The sequence below is a fragment of the Gordonia cholesterolivorans genome (assembly GCF_039531975.1).
GTDB classification, from domain to species: Bacteria; Actinomycetota; Actinomycetes; order Mycobacteriales; family Mycobacteriaceae; genus Gordonia; species Gordonia sihwensis.
Genome location: NZ_BAAARB010000002.1, coordinates 61,555 through 83,956 on the forward strand (window position 1 = coordinate 61,555; position 22,402 = coordinate 83,956).

18 protein-coding genes are annotated in these 22,402 nt (G+C 68.3%); 8 read left to right on the forward strand and 10 right to left on the reverse strand.

Going from position 1 to position 22,402, the window contains the following annotated elements:
* Positions 1-118 precede the first annotated feature (118 nt).
* Entirely contained in the window at positions 119-394 is a 276-nt protein-coding gene (locus tag ABFX36_RS01980) for an anti-sigma factor (protein WP_260868163.1), read from the reverse strand.
* A gap of 105 nt (positions 395-499) precedes the next feature.
* Positions 500-1,063 carry an RNA polymerase sigma factor SigM gene (gene sigM, locus ABFX36_RS01985; protein ID WP_006896754.1) on the reverse strand — a complete coding sequence of 188 codons (564 nt, stop codon included), beginning with the start codon at positions 1,061-1,063 and terminating at the stop codon, positions 500-502.
* Between the two features lie 179 nt (positions 1,064-1,242).
* On the opposite strand from sigM, the gene ABFX36_RS01990 reads away from it, so the two are divergent.
* The gene (locus ABFX36_RS01990; protein ID WP_006896753.1) at positions 1,243-1,563 is read left to right on the forward strand and encodes a hypothetical protein; all 321 of its coding nucleotides are present in this window, start codon (positions 1,243-1,245) and stop codon (positions 1,561-1,563) included.
* Positions 1,564-1,590: 27 nt separating this feature from the next.
* Here ABFX36_RS01990 and ABFX36_RS01995 read toward each other — a convergent pair whose 3' ends face one another.
* Positions 1,591-2,280, reverse strand: coding sequence for a TetR/AcrR family transcriptional regulator (locus tag ABFX36_RS01995; protein WP_346074742.1), 690 nt, complete (start codon positions 2,278-2,280; stop codon positions 1,591-1,593).
* 121 nt (positions 2,281-2,401) lie between these two features.
* Here ABFX36_RS01995 and ABFX36_RS02000 point away from each other — a divergent pair, with 121 nt between their 5' ends.
* Entirely contained in the window at positions 2,402-3,289 is an 888-nt protein-coding gene (locus tag ABFX36_RS02000) for a sterol desaturase family protein (RefSeq protein ID WP_006896751.1), read from the forward strand.
* A gap of 4 nt (positions 3,290-3,293) precedes the next feature.
* On the opposite strand, the gene murJ is transcribed toward ABFX36_RS02000, so the two are convergent.
* The 3 genes from murJ to ABFX36_RS02015 are packed head-to-tail and all read right to left on the reverse strand — an operon-like array spanning position 3,294 to position 10,655.
* Complete coding sequence (gene murJ, locus ABFX36_RS02005) at positions 3,294-6,944, reverse strand: murein biosynthesis integral membrane protein MurJ (RefSeq protein ID WP_346074743.1); 3,651 nt, start codon at positions 6,942-6,944, stop codon at positions 3,294-3,296.
* Positions 6,941-9,571 carry a DUF6049 family protein gene (locus ABFX36_RS02010; protein WP_346074744.1) on the reverse strand — a complete coding sequence of 877 codons (2,631 nt, stop codon included), beginning with the start codon at positions 9,569-9,571 and terminating at the stop codon, positions 6,941-6,943. The genes murJ and ABFX36_RS02010 overlap by 4 nt, the downstream gene beginning before the upstream one ends.
* Entirely contained in the window at positions 9,561-10,655 is a 1,095-nt protein-coding gene (locus ABFX36_RS02015; RefSeq protein WP_346074745.1) for an NUDIX hydrolase, read from the reverse strand. The genes ABFX36_RS02010 and ABFX36_RS02015 overlap by 11 nt, the downstream gene beginning before the upstream one ends.
* Positions 10,656-10,759: 104 nt before the next feature.
* Here ABFX36_RS02015 and ABFX36_RS02020 point away from each other — a divergent pair, with 104 nt between their 5' ends.
* From ABFX36_RS02020 to ABFX36_RS02035, 4 genes are all read left to right on the forward strand, one after another.
* Complete coding sequence (locus tag ABFX36_RS02020; RefSeq protein ID WP_428832039.1) at positions 10,760-12,211, forward strand: CCA tRNA nucleotidyltransferase; 1,452 nt, start codon at positions 10,760-10,762, stop codon at positions 12,209-12,211.
* Between the two features lie 32 nt (positions 12,212-12,243).
* Positions 12,244-13,335 (forward strand): aminotransferase class V-fold PLP-dependent enzyme, encoded by a 1,092-nt coding sequence (locus ABFX36_RS02025; protein WP_006896746.1) that lies wholly within the window; start codon positions 12,244-12,246, stop codon positions 13,333-13,335.
* Between the two features lie 56 nt (positions 13,336-13,391).
* A complete protein-coding gene (locus ABFX36_RS02030; RefSeq protein ID WP_006896745.1) occupies positions 13,392-14,027 on the forward strand; it encodes a DedA family protein in 636 nt (211 codons plus the stop codon).
* A gap of 293 nt (positions 14,028-14,320) precedes the next feature.
* Entirely contained in the window at positions 14,321-15,466 is a 1,146-nt protein-coding gene (locus ABFX36_RS02035) for an MBL fold metallo-hydrolase (RefSeq protein WP_231875724.1), read from the forward strand.
* Positions 15,467-15,479: 13 nt separating this feature from the next.
* Here ABFX36_RS02035 and ABFX36_RS02040 read toward each other — a convergent pair whose 3' ends face one another.
* Positions 15,480-16,070, reverse strand: coding sequence for a YqgE/AlgH family protein (locus ABFX36_RS02040; RefSeq protein ID WP_045537089.1), 591 nt, complete (start codon positions 16,068-16,070; stop codon positions 15,480-15,482).
* Between the two features lie 70 nt (positions 16,071-16,140).
* Between ABFX36_RS02040 and ABFX36_RS02045 the strand changes: the two genes are divergently transcribed.
* The gene (locus tag ABFX36_RS02045; RefSeq protein ID WP_101841505.1) at positions 16,141-17,439 is read left to right on the forward strand and encodes an MFS transporter; all 1,299 of its coding nucleotides are present in this window, start codon (positions 16,141-16,143) and stop codon (positions 17,437-17,439) included.
* Here the strand turns inward: ABFX36_RS02045 and ABFX36_RS02050 are convergent.
* From ABFX36_RS02050 to ABFX36_RS02060, 3 genes are read right to left on the reverse strand one after another with little or no spacing between them, the layout of a single operon-like run.
* Positions 17,382-17,843 (reverse strand): hypothetical protein, encoded by a 462-nt coding sequence (locus tag ABFX36_RS02050; RefSeq protein WP_045537085.1) that lies wholly within the window; start codon positions 17,841-17,843, stop codon positions 17,382-17,384. The two genes, ABFX36_RS02045 and ABFX36_RS02050, sit on opposite strands and share 58 nt — an antisense overlap.
* Positions 17,844-17,890: 47 nt before the next feature.
* Positions 17,891-18,877 (reverse strand): bile acid:sodium symporter family protein, encoded by a 987-nt coding sequence (locus ABFX36_RS02055; RefSeq protein ID WP_006896740.1) that lies wholly within the window; start codon positions 18,875-18,877, stop codon positions 17,891-17,893.
* 4 nt (positions 18,878-18,881) lie between these two features.
* Positions 18,882-19,400: an SdpI family protein gene (locus ABFX36_RS02060; RefSeq protein ID WP_006896739.1), complete on the reverse strand. Its 519-nt coding sequence runs from the start codon at positions 19,398-19,400 to the stop codon at positions 18,882-18,884.
* A gap of 128 nt (positions 19,401-19,528) precedes the next feature.
* On the opposite strand from ABFX36_RS02060, the gene leuS reads away from it, so the two are divergent.
* Positions 19,529-22,396, forward strand: a complete 2,868-nt coding sequence (gene leuS / locus ABFX36_RS02065) for a leucine--tRNA ligase (RefSeq protein ID WP_346074747.1) — start codon at positions 19,529-19,531, stop codon at positions 22,394-22,396.
* Positions 22,397-22,402 lie beyond the last annotated feature (6 nt).

Consider the following 22,402-nt stretch of genomic DNA (forward strand, 5'->3'; position numbering starts at 1 on the left):
CTGCATCGTGCGATGACGCCGGGCAGACGCATCAGTCAACACCAGAGTATGGCGCGATGTTCCCGCGTGTGCGTTCCGGTGCGGCGCACCTCACCGAGGAGCCATTCGGCGCGACGGTTCAGCCACCGGTGAGTCGGTCGATCACCGAATCGAGACGGGCCGCGATCGCATCGGGCATCGGCGCCGCCGACTGCCCGTGTTCTCGCAGCTCGGTCTGCACGCGATCGAGCGCGGCGAGCACTTGAGCGGCGTGCGGATCGGCGGCGAGCCGACTCCGGACGTGTGCGGCGACCTCGGGCTCGAGTGCGTCCGCGTGCAGATCCGCCAGCAGCTCCGTCGAGTACGGCGGCTCAGGCGCGGGGCGGCCCGCCCGGTGCTTCGCTGAAGGAACCATGATGTTTGAGAATCGCCTATCGTCCGTCGTCGCCATCCACACTACTTAGACGCACGTGCCGACGAATCGGTTCCGGCGATGATCTCCGGTGAGTCGGTCGGAGCCCTAACAGTCATCGTCCAGATACTCGAGAACCATCGCGAGCTTGGCCCGGCCGCGGGAGCAGCGGCTCTTGACCGTCCCGCAGGCCACCGACAGGATCGCCGCGGCGTCACGGATCGAGTATCCGTGATAGTCGACGAGAATGACGGCGTCCCGCTGGTCGGGCGGCAGTACGTCGAGAGCTCGGCCGATCGACAGTCCGACGTCGATCCCGACCGTGTAGTCGCGTTCGTCGGCGAGCAGTGCCGACTCGAACTCGATGAGGGGCATGGTCTCGTGACAGCGGATGCGGCGCAGGCGGTCGAGGCAGGAGTTCACGACGATCTTGTGCAACCAGCTCGACACCGAGGCGTCGGCTCGGTAGGAGGTGGCCGTGCGGTAGATGGAGATCCACGCGTCCTGCATCGCGTCCGCGGCGTCGTCCTCATTGCCTGTGGTGCGTAAGGCGATGGCCCAGAGATGATTCCGGTGCCGTTCGTACAGTTCGCGGAACGCTCCGGCGTCGCCCCCGATGTGTGCGCGAAGCAAGTGCGCATCGGTCTTCTGATCGATGATCCCCCGAGTCATGCGACGACACTAAGCGCGAAACAGTGCCGGATTCGAGCTTTTCCTCACTTTGTGGATGGTTGTTGGCGAACCTGTGGACGAATCGGGCGGTGAAGCCGACTTATGCACATCAGAGTGTGTTCTCGAGGCTCTGTCCGCCTCGGTGCCGTTGTCGCCGCAGCTCTTACTAGGCTGGTCTCATGAGCGACGACAAGCCCTTGGCCGCTTGGCGGGCCGCCCGATCGATGGGCCGGATGGCCGTTCCCGGTGAGCTGGCGCTGACCAAGACGCACGTCGTCTTCGAGCCGAAGTCGAAGCGAGCCGCCGGCGCGCGCTTCTCGGTCGCGCTGAAGTTCGTGGCAGCCGTCGGGTCGGCGCCGGGAACCGGCAGACTGCTCTCCGGCGGCAAGGCCGATCGTCTGTGTCTCACCCTCGGTGATGGTTCGGAGTGGTTGTTCGTGATCGCGGAACTGGACGACGCGTGCACACGGATCCGTGAGCGTCTCACGGCGAACCGCTGACCGTCGCCCGGTGCGACGGCGGCCGGCTCAGCCGAAGATCTTGTCGTAGGTGGCGACGAACATCTCGGTGACCACCTCGTGGACCGAGTCCACCTGGAACAGATCGGGGCCGGCCTGCTCGTTGATCGGGTCGGTCAGTGCCATCTGCCAGTCGACGAGCAACTGCGTGATGGCGCCGACGAGGCCGATGGCCGCGAGCTTCTGCTTCGGAGTGGTCGGCCGTCCGTTGCTCGCGAATCCGGCGATCAGATCGGCCCAGTCGTGAATGGCGCCGAGCCGCAACTTCTCGATCTCGGGTGCCACGCCGACCACCTCGATGAGGATGACCCGCGCCCGCCGCGGATCTTCCACGAGACTGTTGATGAAGCCGCCCAATGCCTCCTCGGCGAGGATCGGGATGACAGCCGCCGGAACCGGTCCGTCGGCCACGCCGGCGCGATCGATGACCTCGGTGGCCGCGGCGATCGTCGCGCTGCGAGCGATGTCGACGCAATGCTGGTACACCGCTGCAAGAAGATTCACTCGGTCGGGAAACGACTCGTAGAAGTACCGCTGCGTCAGACCGGCTTCGTCGCAGATCTTCTTGACCGAGACGTTGACGTATCCCTCGGTGCCGAACAACTCCACACCCGCTTCCACGAGCGTGGATCGTCGTTGTTTCTGTCGCTCCGCGGCGGACACACCCCCGTATGTTCGCCCACCACTGTTTTTGTTCATCGAATCAGATTCTACCGCCGAGGCGATTCGGGCCAGGGGTTGGCACCGCATATCTGACACGGTACTGTGTCAAATAAATCGGACGAGAACAATCCGTCCGTGCGTTCTGGAGGGGTGGAGATTGCTGGACTTCCTGCCCGAACCGATGCGGGAGCCGACGGTGCTCGCGATCCCGTTCTTCGCGGTTCTGCTGCTGTTGGAGACCTACGCCGCGGCCAAGTTGGAGCGGGAGGACGGCGACGGCCGGCCGCCCAAGGGCTCCTATGAGCGCAGGGACGCGCGGACGTCGATCCTGATGGGCCTCGTCTCGATCGGGACGTCGGCCTTCTGGAAGTTCGTCGCTCTGTTCGGGTACAGCGCGCTGTTCGCGTACGTCGCGCCGTGGCATCTGCCGGTCGACGCCTGGTACACCTGGGTGATCGGCTTCATCGCTCTCGACTTCCTCTTCTACTGGGAGCACCGGATCGCCCACCGGGTACGCCTGGTCTGGGCCACTCACCAAGCCCACCACTCCAGCGAGTACTTCAATTTCGCGACGGCGCTCCGGCAGAAGTGGAACAACAGCATGGGTATCATCATGTGGGCGCCCCTCCCCCTGCTCGGCTTCCCGCCCGCGGTGGTCTTCGCCGTGTACTCGCTGAACCTCGTCTATCAGTTCTGGATCCACACCGAGCGGATCGACAAGATGTGGAAACCCTTCGAGTTCGTGATGAACACGCCCTCGCACCACCGAGTGCATCACGGCAGCGATCCGGAATACCTCGACCGCAATTACGGCGGCACCTTCATCGTCTGGGACCGGCTCTTCGGCTCGTTCCAGCCCGAACTCGACCGGCCGCACTACGGGCTCACCAAGCCCGTCGAGACCTACAACATCTGGACCCTGCAGACGCACGAGTACGTGAACATCGCCCGCGACGTCCGCGAGGCCCCGTCTCTGCGCGCCAAGCTCGGCTACGTCTTCGGTCCGCCCGGGTGGGCGCCGGCTCCGGAGAAGGTCTCGTCGTGAGCCGTCAGGAGACGCTGACCTTCGAGATCACGGCCTGGTAGTCGCCGCTCGGCCCCACGGGCAGAGTGGTGAGCCAGACGATGAAGTACGGCGCCGACGCCGGCTCGTCGACCTTGATCGTCGTGGACTTGGAGTCCACGGTTCCGCCGCCGACCTGCGTGGTCTGATCGAGGCTGGTCGGAGACCTCTGGTCCGACGTCCGCAGCTCCACTTGGAAGCCGGGAGTGGTGGTCGTGATCGTCACCGATCGCACGGTGTTGTCGCCGCCGGTGGCGAAGAGCAGCCCCATCCCCGACTTGAGACCGCCGAACTGCGGACTGCCACGGTAGGCGTCGGTCCGCCAGGCCGGCGGGGTGCCGGTGAGCAGGTTCTGGATGTTCGGTGCGGAGTCGGGCGGTTCGCCGGACACGTCCAGGAGCGTCACCGACTTGAGGCTCACCGCCGGAGCCGCGGGAGTGCGAGCGGGTGCCGACGTCGCCGATGCGCTCTCACTCGGCAGGATCGAGTCGATATCGGACTCGGTGTTGCCCGAGCCGCCGAAGACGTTGGTCATCGCGACCACCACGGCGACGATCAGGAAGAGCACGAACAGACCGGCGCCCGCCAGCAGCGCGGTGTTGCGGCGACCCGCCTCACCCTCGCCCAGCAGGCGTTCCTTGCGCGTCCTCGACAGCGGCGCCACGGAGACCGGAGCCTCCCGGGACTCGACGCGCGGGATCATGTCGGTCTTGAGATCGACCACGGTCGCCTGGTCCAGGACGTGCTGGACGGTGGCCGCGGTGCGGATGCCCCGGTCGCCCTCGAGAGCGCGCGAGGCGACGGCCGAGATCTCGAACGGGATCTCGGGCTTCACCGCGCGCGGTGCGATCGGACGCGACGGATGCTCGGGATCGGGCTCGGCGGGCGGAATCCCGCCGACCGGCGCGGAACCCGCTGTCGCGACCGCACCGGTGGCGGCGTCGAGCGGCCAGCGGTTGAGCAGCAGCGCGTACAGGACCGCTCCGAGACCGCGGACGTCGCCGGTCCGGTCGTCACCGGGGATGACCGCCGGGAAGGCGAGGACCGCATCACCGTCGGTGCTGACGCGGATCCGGTCCGGGTGGTCGATCGACAGAGTCGCACCGGTGCGGTGCGCTGCTTCGGCGCCCGCGGCCAGAGCCCGGACCGCGCGCGCGGCACCCATCGCCGACGGCGACGTGGCCGCGACCTCCTTGAGCGAGGAGCCGTGAATCCATTCGGTGACGATCACGCCGCCGGAAGCACTGCGGACCACGTCGAGCACCCGGGCCACGCCGGCCGAGTGGAGCTGGCCGAGCCGACGGGTGCGATTCAGAATCGCGCGGGGACCGGTGTCGTCGTCGCGGTCGCCCGGCCGGATCGGCGGCGCCTTCTGTTCGGGGTCGACGAACGTGAGGCCGACTTCGCGGTCGAGTCCGGTGTCCTTGGCGCGCCAGAACTCCAGGCCGCGGGTTCCGCCCTCCTTCTCGAGGAGGCGGTAGCGCCCACCGGCGATGGCGGCGCCCGGAACCAGGCGAGGTCCGCGCGGCGGTCCCATGATGCGGGTGGCCTCACTGGACGGACCAGTCGGCGAACCGGCGGCCGGGCCGGTCGGACGGCCGCCCTTGTTGCCGTTCTGGCCCATCGGCGGAACTCCTCGTTGACGTGGTGGCCCGTAGGGCCGAGGTCGAGGACCGGGACCTCCCACAACCGGGAGGACCATGGTCTCGCCCACCGCCCCGCCGGACAACACCGAATACTCCTGCCACGTCGCGGTGCCTCGATCGAACCGGCGACGGACGTCTACTTGACCAGCGTACGGGACCGAATCGTCCGAGGTGATCCGCGGGATCTGGATGGTCATCGTCCGCGAGTCGGAGTCGTCGGCCGACGGTGTGGGTGCAGGGGCGAGTGCCGGAATGAACCGTCCGAGGAGACGCTGCACCGTGTTGCTGATGGTGACCATCTCGGGGATCTTCAGTGCGGTCAGCAGCAGGTAGGTGACGCCCAGGACGATGATCGCGGTGAATCCGAGATAGACCACCGAGCCGATCTTGCCCGCCTGCGTCGACATCTCGTCGAGCCCGGTGAGATCGGCGACGAGCCACACCGCGAGTGCGACGGCGAGCGAGACTCCGATCGCCTGATATGTCGTGCGGGTGACGTCGGAGAGCCGGGTGATGCCGAGGCGCTTGTGCAGCAGCATCTGACCGACGATCGCGCCCACCAGATAGCCCAGACCGTTGGAGAGCGAGAGCCACCGGACGATGAGCTCGGGATCGTCGAAGATCACCGGACCGAGATACGACGACGCGACCTTGACGGCCGTGATCCCGACGACCATGAGGGTCGGGGTCCAGGCGTCCTCGCGCGCATAGAACACACGCAGCTGCACGAGGGTCATCGCGTACGGAATCAACGTGAACGCGCCCCACGACAGCACCGACCCCAGCTGAGACGCGGTATCGGCGTCGAACTTGCCGAAATTGAAGATCGCGATGCCGATGGCCGGGCCGAAGAAGGTCATGAAGGCCACCGTCGGTACCAGCGCGATCATCGTCAGTCGTGTCGCGAGGGACATGTCATCGATGACGGCGTCGGTGTCGTCGGCGGCCGCGTTGCGCGAGAGACGCGGCATGATCGCGGTCAGGATGGTGACGCCGAGGACGCCGTAAGGCAGCTGGAGCAGTTGCCAGTGGGTCGCGTACACCGAGATTCCCGACGCGGTGGCGTGGGCGGCGATCCGGTAAGTGATCACGAGCCCGACCTGCAGTACCAGGACGTACGCGACGATCGCGACGGCCATGCCCCCGAACTGCCGCAGCCGGGCGTCGATACCCCACTCGAGCTTCAGATGGACGCCGACCTTGCGGAGGAAGGGCATCAGGATCGCGGCCTGCATCACCACGCCGAGCGTGGTGCCGATGCCGAGGACGAGCAGTTTCGGCTCCGACATCCGGACCGGGTTCAGCGTCATCTCGCCCGGCATCGCCCAGTACAGCACCAGCGTGGTGATCTGAACGACGTTGTTCAGGACCGGCGCCCACGCACCGGGTTTGAACAGGCCCTTCATGTTCAGAATCGCGATGAACAGCGCCGACAGTCCGTAGAAGAGGATCTCGGGCAGCAGCAGATACGCGAGTGCGGTGGTCAGCGGCCGGTTCACCTGGCCGTCGCCGACGTTCAACAGGGTCAGCAGGGGCGCCGCGACGATCGCGATGAGACTGGCGACGCCGAGCAGCACCAGTGTCAGGGTGAAGATGCGGTTGATGAAGCCGGCGCCGCCGTCGGCGTCCTCGTTCTCGGCGCGCACCAGCACCGGGATGACGATGGCGGTCAGCACCGCGCCGAGGACCACTTCGGCGATCATGCTCGGGAGCACGTAGGCGGCCTGGAAGGCAGACGCGACCGCGCCGCCGAGCATCGCCAGGACCAGGACGGTCCTGATGAATCCGGTGATCCGGCTGATCAGGGTCGCGATGGCGATGGAGCCGCCGGTGCGCATGATGCCGACGTCGGAGTCGTCGGGCTTCACCGCCGGAGCGTCCGCTCCGCCGCCGTTCGCCGCCCCGGGGCTCACCGCCGCCGGCTCAGCCCTGGCGGCGCCCGGCCCGGCGTCGCGCGGATCTCCGGTGCGCTGGTTCGGACGATTGCTCATTCACGCTCCCCGCTGTCCCTCGGCCCACTGTCCCACGGCCCAGAGTCCCCCGCCGCGCGTTCTCCGGGCAACTCGCCGTCGAGTTGCCCATCCGCGGCCCGTTCCGCCTCAAGTCTGTCCTGATAGCTCAGCGTCGCCTGTTCCAGGTCCTCCTCGTCCGGCTCCGGCCGGTCCTCGTCGGCGGGGTCGGGCTCGCCGCGGAACCGATGCCACAGCCGGCGTGCGGTCAGCAGGATCAAGATGACGGCCGCACCGACGGTGATCCAGAACAGCGGCTTGCCGTACGCGTTCGCGTAGATCGAGAGTTCGATGGGCGTGCTCAGCGGCACGTCGCTGGAGGTGACCAGCGAGATGTGCACCGTCGCCGGTTCCGAGCTCGACGCGTGGGTGGGGATCTGGAGTTGCCGGGTTCCGGCGGCCGGGATCTCGACGGTGCCGACGTCGCCCACCTCCAGGGCGCTGGGTGCGTCGATGTCCAGCCGTACCCGGATCGGAAGCGCCAGATCGTTCCGGACCACCAGGAGCAGCGGGCTCCGCTCGGAGGCCAGGGTGTATCGGCCGCTGGGATCGAGCAGGGAGACCGCTTGCTGCATGTTGCCGAGAGTGATGCCCACCGCGGTCAGCCGATCGGTGCGCTGGCCGCGCGCCACCGCGTTATCGGTGGTCGACGCGCTCGACACCGCGCGCAGCAGGTCGTCGCGCAAGGGCGCCAGGTATTCGGCCGGCGTGGTGACGGTCTCGGCGTTTCCGACCAGGGCGGCCTGCATGTGGTCGATACGGTCCAGCCGCTGACGCACCGTCTCGGCGTCGCTCTGCGTGATCGGGTATCCCGCCGCCGCGTCGGGCGAGATGTCGCCGGGCACGTCGAGTTCGGCGGGGGTGGCGGCGGCAGGCAGCTCGTCCACCACGGTCGCGAGCGGCACCGGGCGGGCGGTGCCCGAAGACAGCATGAGCTCGGCGGTGTCGTGCAGTGCCTGTGCGTCCTGCACGGTCGGTGACCAATAGGTCGGCGGCATGATGAACGCCGACCGCCCGGTGGTCGGGAGCCTGGTCGAATCCGCTTCGGCCGACGCGGTGGGCGCCGGAGCGTCAAGCATCGGGAAGGCCAGGGCGGCGGCGGCCGCCTGCCTGCGGCTCACCGCCGACTCGCCCGAGAGGTTCGGCTGCTGCCAGTTGGGAACGATCGCAGGCACCACCGGCGTGAGCCCGGCGCCTCCGATGGCCGCGCTGATCGCGATGTCGTAGCTCTGCAGATGCGTCGCCTGGCTCCGGTAACGGCCGGACGCCGATCCCGAGGTGGGTGCGCGGTCGGCGCCGAGAGGAGTCAGCGACGTGGCTGCGATGGCCGCCGAGGTGACGCCGAGTTCGGACAGCAGATCGCGGCCGGCGTCGGTGAGCGTTCCGGTGGCGGGAATGGTGAGACCGCGCACGGTCTTGACGCCGAGGATCGCATCGACGGTGTCGTACGGATTCAGCACGGCGCGCCGCGCGAGCCCGGCGTCGTTGACGGTGCGGAGGGAGTCGAGGCCGGCCTGTGCGAAAGGCAGTGCGGTGACGCACATTCGGCTCGCGACCTGCGTGAGGCCGCGCAGCCACGACTTGGCCGCCGAGGCGCCCTGCCCGTCGTGGGTGCGGGCCTCGGGGTCTGCCGGATCGTCGGTGACGACGTAGCCGTCGGCCATTCTCGTGACTGTGAGCAGCAGGTCGGGGTCGACGGCGAGACAGGTCGAGTCGCGCACCGGGTCGTCGGGACTCGCCGCCGGTTCGGTGGTTCCGGGGCCGACGGTCGGCGGAGTGTCGGAGGACGCGGTGCCCGCGAGTTGCTCCAGCGCTTGCAACGACATCCCGAGGCGGCCGTCGGGCTGCAGGGAATGGCCCAGGGCGTCGCTCGTGAGCCGCAGCTCCGCGGTGCCGCCGCCGAGGATGCCCGCGGCTTCCTGCGGTGCGGCCGCGAGCGGCCAGATCATCGTGAACGGTGCGGGGCGGGAGGTGTTCGGCGCGATCGATCCGTCCCGGCCGAGCAGTGGAGCGCCGGGCGCACCGGTGGCCGGGTCGACGTAGTTCTGCGCGCGGGTGCGGCTGGCGGGCAGCGACAGCACCGGGAGCAGCGTGCGCGAATCCGCGATCGACACGGTGCCCGCGTCGCGCGGAGTGCCGATCACGTCGACCATCAGCGGATACACCCCGGCCTCGGTGAGATCGAGACCGGTGGGGCCGTTCACGGGGACCGAGATGGTGAAATCGGCCGACTCGCCGGTTCCCAGGGTGCCGGTGACGTGCCGCGAGGTGCTGCTCACCGAGTAGTCGGCCGAGGGTGAGGTCAGTGAGCTGCGCAGCTGGAAGGACTCGGTGAGCGCGTGACCGCGCTGCAGCCGCACGCTGACGTCGCTGATCGGTTTGCCCGCGGTGTTGACCACGCGACCGCGGACAGTCACACGATCGCCGGTGGAACTGGTGACGGTGGTCGGAGTGACCTCGGTCAGTCCGAGTGTGGCGTACGACGAGGTGGAAGCCGAATCAGCGTGCGCCACAGGCACTGCGCCGACGGTCAGGGCCAGCAGGACGGCGACCGCCGACAGCACGAACAGAAGTGACGAACGCCGCGACGGGATTCGGTCAGCTGTCACCGGATGCGGTGCGACGCGGGCGCCGCCGGCGTCGACGAGGTTTCGGCGCCGGCGGCGGCTCGTTGCGTCGCTGGTTGCGTGCGGCTGCGGCTTTCTCATAGTCGTTCGGCTCGGTGCGGAGGCAGCTGGCTTCTGACTGCGCCAACCGGTGTGGGTCGCTCTGCAGATCAGCGATCACCGATTCGGCCATCCGCGCCAGACGTCGCTCGTCAGAGTACGTCAGTCGACGGGGCAGCTCGCTCAACGGGACCCACGCCACGGCGCTGACCTCGTAGTCGGCGTCCGACAGCTCGCCGCCGGTGAATCGCAGGAGGTAGTGATGCACCGTCTTGTGGATGCGGCGACCCTCGCTGACGAACCAGTAGTCGATCTTGCCGAGCGGCGCGACGATGGTGCCTTCGATGCCGGTCTCCTCGGCGACCTCCCGGATCGCGGTCTGCTCAGCCGTCTCGCCGGTCTCGATATGCCCCTTCGGAAGCGACCACATCATGCGCCCGCGCCTGTCGATGCGGCCGATCAGCGCGGCCGACAGCTCTCCGAACGGAGCGTCGATGTCGGAGAGCACCAGGCCGCCGGCCGACGTCTCGCGGACCGTGTGCAGCCGCGGTCCGCCCTCGGCCTCGGGCTTGCGTGCGGTACGGCGCTTGGTGCGAGGCATGGCCGCGGGACTGTTGGACCCGCTGCGGCGCGCCCGGCTGGCGAGATCGGACGGCTTGGTCCGCCCGTCGTCGGCGCTCTGCTGCGACCCTGCCTTCGAAGTGAGGTTCTTCGGCGCCGCGTTCTTGGCGCCGCCGTTGCCCTTCGACCCCGCGTTTCGCGGTCCCGGTTTCGGTTTCGCCGATTCGCCGGACCCCCCTTCGGCCGCAGAGTCCGTGCTCTGCTGCTGCCCGCCTCCGCGTCCGGAACGCCTGCCGCGCCGGCGTCGGCCGCGCCGATTGTGCCGGGAACGTCCGGCCTGGGTGCTTCCGCCCGCGGCCTGCGCCGCATTATCCTGAGAGCCGGAGCCGTTCGGCCCGGAGGCACCCTCGGACACCGGAGCGTCGGAATCGACGTCCGGGCGCTGCAGCGAGGGTTCAGCGGACACACCCCGATGCTAGCCGCTTGTAACCGGGTGTTAGCCGAACAGGTTGAGCGGGTCGGCAGTCGGTAGTCTGTCATCCCATGACCGACACAGCGCCACGTGGACAGATGAGCGCCGCCGAGCGCTCCGAACGGCGTACGCGACTGCTGGCGTCGGCGGCGGTGACCTTGAACTCTCTCGGCGACGTCCTGACTCCGCTGGCGGACCGGTTCGCCGAGCGCGGGCACGAGCTGTATCTCGTCGGGGGCTCAGTGCGCGACGCCGTCCTCGGCCGACTGGCGGGCGATCTCGACTTCACCACCGACGCCCGGCCCGAGACGATCGCCGAGATCCTCTCGACCTGGGGGGACGCGGTATGGGACACCGGCATCGAGTTCGGCACGGTCAGCGCCGCGCGCGGGGGCGAGACGGTGGAGATCACGACCTTCCGCTCCGACATCTACGACCAGCAGAGCCGGAACCCCATCGTGACCTTCGGCGACACGCTCGAAGGCGATCTGATCCGCCGGGACTTCCGCATCAACGCGATGGCGGTCCGGCTGCTCCCAGGGGGCGGTCAGGAGTTCTGTGATCCGCTCGACGGCATGGCGGATCTGCTCGCCGGCGTCATCGACACCCCGGCCGCGCCGGAGTCGTCGTTCAATGACGATCCCCTCCGAATGCTGCGCGGCGTGCGTTTCGTCTCACAGCTGGGCTTCCGGCTCTCCGACCGCGTGCGCCGCGCCATCGGTGAGATGGCCGGGCAGATCGAGCGGATCACCGCCGAGCGGATCCGGGTGGAACTCGACAAGATGATCTGCGGCGAGCATCCGATCGAGGCCGTCGACCTGCTGGTGGACACGGGTCTGGCCGAGTTGATCATTCCCGAGATCCCCGGGATGAAGCTAACCATCGACGAGCATCACCAGCACAAGGACGTCTACCAGCATTCGCTCACGGTGCTCAAGCAGGCGATCGACCTCGAGACCGGCGACCCCGACCCGGTTCTGCGCTGGGCCGCGCTGCTGCACGACATCGGCAAGCCCGCCACCCGCAGGCACGAGGAGGGCGGCGGCGTCAGCTTCCACCACCACGAGGTGGTCGGCGCCAAGATGGTCCGCAAGCGGATGCGGGCGCTCAAGTACCCGAAGGCGGTCGTCGACGACGTCTCGCAGCTGGTCTTCCTGCACCTGCGCTTCCACGGCTACGGCGACGGCAAGTGGACCGATTCGGCGGTCCGCCGGTACGTCAACGACGCCGGTCCGCTCCTCGACCGGCTCCACAAGCTGGTGCGCGCCGACTGCACCACCCGCAACAAGCGCCGCGCCCGGCGTCTGCAGGAGACGTACGACGATCTCGAGCACCGCATCTCCGTGCTGCGGGAGGCCGAGGACCTCGATCGGGTCCGACCGGACCTCGACGGCAACGCGATCATGCAGCTGCTCGGTCTCCCGCCCGGCCCGGTGGTCGGTGAGGCCTGGCGGTACCTGAAGGAGCTTCGGCTCGACAGCGGGCCGATGAGCCGCGAGGACGCGGAGGCGGCCCTGCGCGCATGGTGGGCGGACCGCAACGGCGACTGATCGGGCCCGGAGCCACAGGGTAGATTCAAGGCATGTACTGCAGCGAACTCGGTGAACAGTGGCATGCAGCGAGAGTGGAACCCTCGATCGGGCATCTCGACGCCGCCTCGGCCGGGCGTTCGTCGAATGCGGTCATCACGACTCTGCACGAACACCTGATCCGCGAGGCCAGGAACGGTTCCTACATCGCCGCCGACGAACGCGCAGAGGCCCTCGAAGCCGGCCGCCGCGCACTGGGCTCGCTGATCGGCCATCGCGCCGAGGAGATCGTCTTCCGAGACAGCGCGCGGTCGGCGCTGCGGGCGCTGCTCAACACCATGGCGCTCCCGCTCTCCCCCACGGTATGGGTCGCGAAGAATGAGTTCGGTCCCAACCTGCTGGAGTTCGAACGCCGCGACTTCGCGGTCCGCACCATGCCCGAGGGCGACGTGTACGGGCACGTCGACGTCGACTCGCTGGAGAACATGCTGCAGTTCGAGCAGCCCGACTTCATCCATGTCTGCCACATCGGTTCGGCGAGCGGACTGGTGCAGCCGGTGGCGAAGATCGTCGAGGTGGCGCACAACGCGGGCGTTCCGGTGATCGTCGACATGGCGCAGTCGGTGGGGCATGTGCCCACCGTGACCGGCGCGGATGTGGTCTACGGCACCTCGCGCAAGTGGCTCACCGGACCCCGGGGCGTCGGATTCATCGCCATCCGGCCCGACTCGCGCATCGACGTGCGACTGCTGCCGTCGGAATCGTTCATCGCCGGTCAGCTGGCACTCTCGACGGCGGTCGCCGAGTTCCTCGACATCGGACAGCAGCGTGTGTACACCGAGTTGGCCGGTATCGGACGGATCGCGCGCGAACGACTGCACGGGATCGGCAGTTGGGAGGTCATGGAGCCGGTCGACGAGCCTTCGGCACTGGTGACCCTGGCGCCGCCGCCCGGATGGCGACCGGCCGACGTGCAGGCCGCGCGCGACCGACTGCGGGAGATCGGGCTTCTGGTCACGGCGGCGGATTCCTGGCGCGCGCCCCTCGCCGGTGAAGATTCGCTGCTGCGGATCAGCCCTCACCTCGATGTGCGCCCGGAACAGCTGGATCAGCTCGCCAACGCCATCCGGACCATGGGGTACTGAGCCGCCGGACCATTCGGCCGCTCGTCACGCGCGGTCTCGCCCCGAAAAGCGCGGATATGCACACATTGACCGATCGGCTGACCGATCTCGTCGACTCCGCCCCGGCATGGGCGGTCTACCTCATCGCGGGCGGGGTCGTCTATCTCGAGACGGCGGTCGCGGTGGTGGGACTGGTGGCCCCGAGCGAGGCAGTGCTCATCGCCGCGGGCGTGGTGGCGGCCGTCGGCAAGCCCGTCATCGGTGTGCTGATCGCGGTCTGCGCCGTGGCGGCCATCGCCGGCGACTCGACCGGCTACGCGGTGGGCGTGGTCACCGGCCCGCGGCTGGCCCGGACGCGGCTCGGCCGGAAGGTGGTCCGCCGCGCGATCGCCTCCGGCTATCGGGCGCCCGAGTCGGGCGACGCGGTCCTGGCGATCGCCTCGGCGCGCTGGGTGGGATACGTCCGGAGTGTGACGCCACTGCTCGCGGGGTCCCGGCGGATGAGATACACCCGGTTCGCTCTCGCTTCCGCGATCGGCGGAATCAGCTGGACGATGACCGTGCTGCTGGTCTCGTACGGCGTGGGCGCCACTCTGGGCGCCGAGGTCGCATTGATCGTGGGTGTCGCCGTCGGTGTCGCGGCGTTCGGATTCCTCATTTTCCGCCGCGTCCGGGCCGGCCGGGCCGAACGCCGTCGGGGCAGCGGCGGCTAAGACATGGCTGACGATCGGAACTCGGCGGTGGGTCACCCGGCTCAGCGGTGATGCGGAACCGCGCCACAACATCGAAAACATCGGAAACTTTAGAAAGTCTATTGACTATTCTAATTGTGACCGGGTACACATCATATGGGCGGCAGTACGGCGTCGAGGCCCTCCTCGTCCGCCCGGCACAGCACGCCCGCGACGCACGGACGCCGCTGTGACTCACGCCGTCTCTCTTCGCCACTGATCGAAAGGAATCCGCAATGAATTGCGGTTCACATCACGAGCACGTTAGCCGGCCTGTGGCCGAGAAGGCTTCGTCGAATCTCGGCCGCCGGAACTTCCTCCGCGCCGCGCTCGCAGGCGGGGCGGCGCTTACCGGGGCCGGTCTGGTCGCCGCATGCGGATCGACCCAACCGGTGGCCAGTTCGCTGACGCCGACGGCGATGCCACCCGATCTGCAGCAGTCGAAGTTGACGCTCGTTCCGCTCGGCACGAAGGCCGGACCGCCGCCGGCGACCGAGCGAGTGGGCATCTCGACGGCCCTGGTGGTGGACGGGAAGACCTACCTGATCGACTGCGGTCGCAGCTCGGTGACGCAGTACAAGAGGTCCGGACTGCACTACCGGGAAATGGCGGGAGTCTTCCTGACCCATCTGCACGCCGACCATGTCGCCGACTACTACAACTACTTCATGATGGCCGGTACCACCGGCGAGAAGAACGGAGACGTCGTCCCGACCGGTATCCCGGTCTACGGACCCGGATCCGCCGGAGGGCTTCCGGAAGCGCTGGGTGGCCGGCGGGTGACCACTGTCGCCCCGCAGAGTCCGACGCCCGGAACCCGCGAGATGACAGACAGGCTCCACGAGGCCTTCGCATACAACAGCAACGTCCTCATGCGCGATGCGGGTTTCCGTGACCCCCGCGACATCCCGGACATCCACGAGATCGCCATCCCGGCGGCAACCGGTGCGCGGTGGGACAACACTGCCCCCGACATGGCACCGTTCACCGTGATGGAAGACGATCGGGTCAAGGTGACGGCCACGCTCGTTCCACACGGCCCGGTGTTTCCCTCTTTCGCCTTCCGATTCGACACCGACCACGGCGCCGTCACGTTCTCCGGCGACACTCGACACTCGGAGAACCTCATCAGGCTGGCGAACTCGTCGGACGTTCTCGTCCACGAGGCACTCCGCATCCCGCCGGATGCCGGGCTCACCGAGGACGTGATCGATCACCACCGCAAGTCTCACGTTTTCGTGAACGAAGTCGGTCCCATCGCCCAAAAGGCGAACGTGCCGTCTCTGGTCCTGTCACACATCGAAGAAACCGGGGGACGCACGATCGACCCCAAGGTATGGACCGAGGAAGCCCAACGCGGATACGACGGCCGGGTCACCGTCGGCGAGGACATGATGGTCGTTCCGGTGGCGAAGCGGTGACCGGCGACCTGCCCTAGTTCTCCTCGGGATGGCGAGGGTAGGTGGACAGCAGTGGCAGGGGCCACGGCTGCCGGGCGAGCACTCGCTGCCATACGTCGACGGAGGGTTCGGCCAGCAGATCGGTGGGCAGGCCCTGGGCGACGATCCAGCTGCCCTCCGCCAGTTCCTCGTCGAGCTGACCGGCATCCCAGCCTGCGTAGCCGGCGAAGATCCGGACGCCGGTGAGCACCTGTGCCAGTTCGTCCGGATCGGCGTCGAGGTCGACCATCGCCACCGGACCGAGCACCTGGTGCAGACGCGGCTGCTTGCTGACGTCGACGCCGGTCTTCGCGACTCCGAGGCAGAGCGCCGACGAGGTCGCCACGGGACCGCCGACGAAGACCGCGCGAGGACTGGCGGCGAGCTCGGTCCACGCGGGCAGCACGTTGTACACCGCGGCGTCCGACATCCTGTTCAGAACCACGCCGAGAGTGCCCTGCTCATCGTGTTCGATCACGTAGATCACCGTGCGGGCGAACGTCGGCCCGGTGAGAGCGGTGGACGCTATCAGCAGGCTTCCCGCACTCACCTCGGGTTGATCGGTCAGATAGTCGGCGCCGGACACACCTCAATAATGACACTCAGCGCCCGGTGACGCCGCCACCCCGGCTCAAGATGAGCCGTAAACTCGACTGGTGAAGAGTTTGCAGTCGGTAACGCATGCCCCGGGGCTGTTCCGGCTGTTCGCGGTCCGTCTGCTGAGCCAGCTGAGCGACGGCGCTTTCCAAGCCGCGCTGGCCTTCTCGATCCTCTTCAACCCCGACAGGCACACCGATCCGATGGCGATCGCCGGCGGCTTCGCCGTACTGCTGCTCCCCTACTCGCTCCTCGGTCCCTTCGCCGGCGCCCTGCTCGACCACTGGGATCGTCGACGCGTGCTCGTCTTCGTCAACCTGCTGCGGGCCGCGGCTGTGGTCGTGGTGGCGATCACCATGAGCACCGACACCGCCGAACCCGTCGTCCTGCTGTCGGCGCTGCTGGTGACCGGTTGCAGCCGGCTGGTGGCGTCGGGCCTGTCGGCGAGCCTGCCGCACGTGGCGCCGCCGCAACTGATCGTGGAGACGAATGCGGTGTTCACGACGGTGGGCGCCGCGATGCTCGCGGCCGGAGCGGGTGTCTCCGGGGTGCTGCGGATGATCTTCGGGGCCGACAACGGCGGTTCGGGCGCCACCCTGCTCGCGGGAGCGGTCTTCGCCGTGTGCTCGGCGCTGCTGGCCACCAGGTTCGCGGTTCGTCAATTGGGACCGGACCATCCGGACGGAGTCGGTCACACGGCGGCGTATTCGGTGGTCCGGGGGCTCTCGCACGGACTCGGCGCCGTGGTGCGCACGCCGAGTGTCGCCATCGTGCTGAGCGCGATCGGGACGCACCGGCTGGTGTTCGGGCTGAACACGCTGATGTTCCTCATGCTGGTGCGGAACACCGAACTCGGAGACGCTCTCGGCGCCGACGTTCGGGCCATCGCCATGATCGGCGCCTTCGTCGCTGTCGGAGCGCTGATCGCGGCCGGGACGACGCCGGTGTCGGTCCGGCGCGCCGGGCGTCGGGGCACAGTGGTCTGGGCCCTGCTGATCGGGGCGTTCGCGGAACTGATGCTGCTCTCGGTCCGTCCGGTCCCGGTGCTGATCGCGGCGCTGCTGGTCGGTCTCGCCGGACAGACGATCAAGCTCTGCGGCGACGTCGCGATGCAATGCGACATCGACGACTCTTATCGCGGGCAGGTGTTCGCGGTGCAGGACGCGCTGTTCAACACGGCCTTCGTGGCGGCGATCTTCGTGGCCGCACTCGTCATTCCGCCCACCGGCTTCAGTGTGCAGCTGATCTTCGCGGGTGCGGCGCTGTACGCCGTCGCCGCCGCCGGCGTCTGGCGGTCCGGTCAGCGGGCCGAGGGATCGGCTCCGCCCGTACTGCTGTCGGAGCCGGTGGCCCGGTAGCCGACGCGCCGGTAGGCATCGGCGAAACCGTCGCCGTCGCCGTCGAGCAGGACGGTGTCGGGTCTGCCGTCGCCGTCGGTGTCGAGCGGTGTCTCGGCGGGAGGCCGGGCGGAGACGGCGCCGGTATCGGGCGGCGGGTCCGCGGCCGTCTCCCACAGCCCCCCGCCGCCGTCGGCGTAGAAGCTCTCGCGGACGCCGTCGTCGTCCAGATCGAGGGCTGCCAGATCGGCGACGCCGTCTCCGTCGGTATCCCACATCGCATCGTCGCTACGACCGTCGCCGTCGAAGTCGAGAGCGACGGCATCGAGCCGGCCGTCACCGTCGAGGTCGAGGTCGGGCGCGGTCCACCAGTGCGTCGGCGGTGCGTGTCCGGTGCCGAAGCAGTACTCGATGGCGGTGTCCATACCGATTGGACGCACCGGCGGCGACGCCGGTTCCGGGACACGCCGCCTCAGGCCTCGGTGACCGCCAGTGCCTGCTTCTCGTAACGGCTGGCCAGCATCGAGCACAGGATCAGCTGGATCTGATGGAAGATCATCAGCGGCAGCACGATGAAGCCGACGGCGCTTCCGGCGAACATCACCGATGCGAGCGGAAGTCCCGTCGCCAGTGACTTCTTGGTCCCGCAGAACTGGATCGCGATCGTGTCCTCACGGGAGAAGCCGAGACGTTTGGGCAACCAGCCGGTCAGAGCCAGCATGGCGATCACGAACACCAGCGACAGCAGGCAGACCGCGATCACGTCCCAGACGCTCACGATCGACCACATCCCCGAGACCACGCCCTCGCTGAAGGCGACGTAGACCACCACCACGATGGAACTGCGGTCCACGTACTTCGTCGGTGCCGCGTATTTCGTCAGGAATCCGGCCACCAACGGCCGGCACAGCTGACCGGCGATGAAGGGGACCAGGATCTCGAGCACGATCTTGGTGACCGACGCCGCGGTGATGTGGACGCCGGCCTCCGAACTCATCAGCAGTACCACCAGCAGCGGCGTCACGAAGACGCCGAGGAGGTTGGACGCCGAGGCGCTCACGATCGCGCCGGCGACGTTGCCCCGGGCGATGGAGGTGAAGGCGATCGACGACTGCACGGTCGAAGGCACCAGGGTCAGGTACAGCACGCCGTGTGCGAGCTGATCGCCGATGACCGGTGTCAGCGCGGGCAGCAGAACGAGCCCGATGATCGGGAACAGGACGAAGGTGAAGCTCAGAATCGTCAGGTGAAGCCGCCAGTGGGTGAGACCGTCGAGGGCCTCCCGCGGATGCAACCGGGCGCCGTAGAGGAAGAACAGCAGTCCGATCAGAATGGTCACGACCCAGTCCATGACGTCGGCGAAGGCGCCCCGCGCCGGGAAGACCGCGGCGACGACCACCGCGAGCAGTATCGACAGGACGAAACCGTCGATCGGGGAACGATCGAGAAGTCTGCGCATCGAGCTACCCGGCGTTGTGCGGGTTGTCCTCCGACAGGCACATGCCGCTCAGTGCGCACGTACCGCAGCTCGATTCGCCGCAGTCCGCGGCCGCCGCGTCGTCGTCGCCCGCGGTCTCCGAGCAGCCTCCCGCCGTCGTATCGGCGGCGCCGGAACAGCAGCCGCACCCGCCCGCGTCGGGCACCGGCACGCTCTGCGCGGCCTGGATGGCCATGCCCCCGACCGCCGAGATCACCCCGACCGCGACCACGATGCCGAACACCGCGAACAGCAGGCCCCAGCCGCCGAAGGCGAGTCCGAGACCGCCGGTGACGGCGAGGATCAGAGCGGCCCCGAGGAAGCCGGGCGCCGCGACCTTGTTGGCGACGGCGAAGGTCTCCTCCGACCGCAGCGTCTCCGGAGAACGCACACCGAGCCAGCGGTTGCGGCGGAGCGCACCGGTCAGGCCGGCTACGCCGACTCCGAGCCATCCGGCCGCAAGCACCAGCGCGAGAACTGAGACGACGGTGGACGCGATAGACACACGGTCACTGTACGACGGGCTCGTCGTCCGGGCGAAATGGATAACGGCGAGCGGGCCGCGGCGGGTTCACTTCGCGGTGGGCACTGGTCGCTTTTGGGCACCGGGACGCGAGGATTTACGCTGGTCGGGTGACTTCTGCTGATTCGACGAATCGTCCGGCCGACAGCGCCGCCCACCGGTACACCGCGCAGACCGCCGGCGAGATCGAGGCGCGCTGGCAGGAGTTCTGGACGCGGAACCAGACCTTCGCCGCCCCGAACCCCGTCGGCCCGCTGGCGGGCGACTTCTCGCACTTCTCCGGCGACTCCCCCGACGCCGAGGACAAGCTGTTCGTTCAGGACATGTTCCCGTACCCGTCGGGCGCCGGTCTGCACGTCGGCCATCCGCTCGGCTTCATCGCCAGCGACGTCTTCGCCCGCTACCAGCGGATGACCGGCAAGAACGTCCTGCACACCATGGGCTTCGACTCGTTCGGCCTGCCGGCCGAGCAGTACGCCGTCCAGACGGGCACTCATCCGCGCACCACCACCGAGGCGAACATCGAGCGGTACCTGCAGCAGATCCGCCGTCTCGGTCTCGGGCACGACGAGCGCCGCCGCGTCGCCACCACCGACATCGACTTCTACCGGTGGACGCAGTGGATCTTCCTGCAGATCTACAACGCCTGGTTCGATCCGGAGGCGAAGAAGGCGCGTCACATCTCGGAGCTGATCGAGGAGTTCGAGAACGGTTCGCGCGAGCTCGAGGACGGACGCGACTGGGTGGCGCTCAGCGCCGCCGAGCGTCGCGAGGTGCTCGACGAGTACCGCCTGGTGTACCTCAGTGACTCATTGGTGAACTGGTGCCCCGGCCTGGGCACGGTGCTGGCGAACGAAGAGGTCACCGCCGACGGTCGCAGCGAACGCGGCAACTTCCCGGTGTTCCGGAAGAACCTGCGTCAGTGGATGATGCGGATCACCGCATACTCCGACCGCCTGCTCGACGATCTCGAGCTGCTGGACTGGCCGGAGAAGGTCAAGACGATGCAGCGGAACTGGATCGGCCGCTCGCGCGGTGCGCAGGTTCAGTTCCCGGTCCCGGGGACGGACGCCTCAATCGAGGTCTTCACCACCCGGCCCGACACCCTCTTCGGTGCCAGCTACATGGTCCTGGCGCCCGAACACGAGCTGGTCGACGAGATCGTCGCCGACCAGTGGCCCGACGAGGTGGACGAGCGATGGACCGGCGGCGCGGCAACGCCCGCCGAGGCCGTCGCGGCCTACCGCGCGTCGATCGCCGCCAAGAGCGATCTGGAGCGTCAGGAGAACAAGGAGAAGACCGGCGTCTTCACCGGTGCGTTCGCGACCAACCCCGTCAACGGTCGTCCGGTGCCGGTCTTCATCGCCGACTACGTGCTCATCGGATACGGAACCGGCGCCATCATGGCCGTCCCGGCGCACGACACCCGCGACTACGAGTTCGCGCGCACCTTCGGGCTGCCGCTGCTCGAGGTGATCGGTTCGGAGCAGGGCATCGAGGAGTCGGCGTTCACCGGCGACGGTCCGCTGATCAACTCCGGCTTCCTCGACGGGCTCGGTGTGGACGAGGCCAAGGCCGCGATGATCGAGCGGCTGGAGACCGACGGCACCGGCACCGGCACCGTGCAGTACAAACTGCGCGACTGGCTGTTCGCCCGGCAGCGGTACTGGGGCGAGCCCTTCCCGATCGTGTACGACGCCCAGGGCGCCCCGCACGCGCTGCCAGAGTCGATGCTGCCGATCGCGCTGCCGGAGGTGGCCGACTACCAGCCCGTCTCCTTCGATCCCGACGATGCGGACAGCGAGCCGTCTCCCCCGCTGGCCAAGGCCACCGACTGGGTCACCGTGGAACTCGATCTCGGCAACGGTCTGCAGACCTACACCCGCGACACCAACGTGATGCCGCAGTGGGCGGGCAGCTCGTGGTACCAGCTGCGCTACATCGACCCGACCAACGACGAGACCCTGTGCGCCAAGGAGAACGAGGCATACTGGATGGGTCCGCGACCGGCGATCCACGGGCCGGACGATCCCGGCGGCCTCGACCTGTACATCGGCGGCGTCGAGCACGCGGTCCTGCACCTGCTGTACTCGCGCTTCTGGCACAAGGTCCTGTTCGACCTCGGCTACGTCACCAGCAGCGAGCCCTACCGCCGGCTGTTCAACCAGGGCATGATCCAGGCCTACGCGTACACCGATTCGCGCGGCGTCTACGTTCCGGCGGAGGAGGTCTCCGAGCGGGACGGCAAGTACTTCTACCAGGGCCAGGAGGTCACGCAGGAGTACGGGAAGATGGGCAAGTCGCTCAAGAACTCCGTCGCTCCCGACGACATCTGCCGTGACTACGGCGCCGACACCCTGCGCGTCTACGAGATGTCGATGGGTCCGCTGGACCAGTCGCGCCCGTGGGCCACCAAGGACGTGGTCGGTGCGCAGCGCTTCCTGCAGCGCGTCTGGCGCCTGGTGTTGGACGAGGAGACCGGCGGAGTCCGCGTCGTCGACGAGGCGCCGTCCGACGAGGCCAACAAGGCGCTGCACCGGACGATCGAGGGCGTGCGCGACGACTTCGCGAACCTGCGGACCAACACCGCCGGTGCGAAGCTGATCGAGCTGACCAACTTCCTCACCAAGAACTACCCCGGCGGCGCGCCGCGGGAGACGGTGGAGTCGCTGGTCCTGATGCTCGCTCCCCTCGCTCCCCATCTCGCCGAGGAACTGTGGAGCCGCTTGGGCCACGACGGTTCGCTGGCGCGGGGACCCTTCCCCGAGGTCGACGAGCAGTGGCTGGTGGAGGAGAGCATCGAGATCCCGGTGCAGGTCAAGGGCAAGGTCCGCAGCCGTATCCAGGTGGCCGCGGACGCCGACGAGCCGACGGTCGTCGGCGCCGCGCTGGCCGACCCGAAGATCGCCGCGCTGCTCGACGGCGAGCCGCGCAAGGTGATCTATGTGCCCGGCAAGATGGTGAACGTGGTTCCCTGACCGCGC